This window comes from Pelagicoccus sp. SDUM812002 (assembly GCF_031127835.1).
GTDB lineage: Bacteria > Verrucomicrobiota > Verrucomicrobiia > Opitutales > Opitutaceae > Pelagicoccus.
The window spans coordinates 1-1,288 of sequence record NZ_JARXHX010000089.1 but is presented as its reverse complement, the minus strand read 5'-3'; the positions used below and the strand labels follow the sequence as shown (position 1 = coordinate 1,288).

Annotated in this window: 2 protein-coding genes; one reads left to right on the top strand and one right to left on the bottom strand. The window is 45.6% G+C overall.

Annotated features, from left to right (window positions below; genetic code table 11):
• Positions 1–186, bottom strand: a 186-nt coding sequence (locus QEH53_RS23795) for a hypothetical protein (RefSeq protein ID WP_309025733.1), incomplete at its 3' end; no start/stop codon positions are given.
• 338 nt (positions 187–524) lie between these two features.
• Between QEH53_RS23795 and QEH53_RS23790 the strand changes: the two genes are divergently transcribed.
• On the top strand, positions 525–1,142 hold the full coding sequence (locus tag QEH53_RS23790; protein ID WP_309025732.1) for a hypothetical protein: 618 nt from the start codon (positions 525–527) through the stop codon (positions 1,140–1,142).
• Positions 1,143–1,288 lie beyond the last annotated feature (146 nt).

The following is a 1,288-nucleotide window of genomic DNA, read 5'->3' as shown; positions in this document are numbered from 1 at the left end:
GATAAAATATCCTACTAAAAATTGTGCCAACCAGGCAGCCCATACAACTCCAGCCAGCGCTCCGCGCTGACTTCCGCGTATGGCTTTCACGTTAGTCGAAAGAAAAAATATATGGATTTTTGAGGTTCTCGAATCGAAGGAGGCGTTTTCATCGAACAGTGCGACCACGACATATTCACGATTCAACTACGGAGACGAAAAACGACTGAACAAAGAGACTTATTAAACAAACGTTCCAGAACAACTCTAGCTTCGGTTTTCGATAAGGAAGCGTCGAGAACTTCCAGGCGGTTGGACGTGGAGGCCGAAGGCCGACGGAAAATTTTTTCGACTGGAACTAAACGAAATTCGAAGTGAAAGAGAACCCAACCGATGAGTAGAAACGATGGGACTAACAAGGCGTCCCATACAACTCGGGCCAAGCGCCCGAGTTGCGGAACCAGCAAGGACATTTCTAACCCAAACTTCACCCCAAAACATCACTGAAGCCCTCGCGTATGGACTTCACGTTCGACGAATAAAAAATGGAATCCAATCTCATAGGAAACTTCCTCGTCGCTCTTTTCGGAGCGTTAGCTGGTGCTACAGCGGCTTTTTGGTTTCAAAACGAAAAAGATAAAAAAGACAGAAACGATCGTGAGTATTCAGCAGCGACTGCTGCCTATTTTCTACTCATAGCGCGACTGAACTCCGTTGAGTGTTTCTGTCGAGAACACCTCAATGAAGCTAGAACGAAGATCATGGACGAGATTTCAGAACGTATGATTTTTTTCTATACTCACCCTGAACCCGTAGAGTTTAAGTCTCTTGCATACCTTGCAGATAGAGGACATGGACAGTTCATTCAGGATCTGAGACTTGCTGAGTCGCACTACTTCGATTTTGCGTCAGCACTTGAGGAAAGAAACCTAGATATTAGAAAAGGAAATGAAGGAGCAATAACCGAGGTCGACCCCAGCTCGGGAAAAATCGAAACCCTCGTAAAGGTACACGATAAAATTATCATCACCGACCAAACACAGAATTTGGCGGAATCTGCTAGATCAGCCGCAAACGATCTGAAGAGACAAGCATCCAAGCTGGCTGACCTCATCCGCATCGAATTCCCCGAGAAAACACACCATTCATTTAAACTAAAATAGTCGAACAAAGCGCAGCAGACAACGAGCGCAAGCGCTCGTCGTCTGTGCTTGGCGTTAGCCACTTATGAAGAAAATTATATTGAGAGAGTTTTGGATCCGAAGGAGGCAACATCCTCGAACAGTGAACTAGACTTCTTGACCTAGAG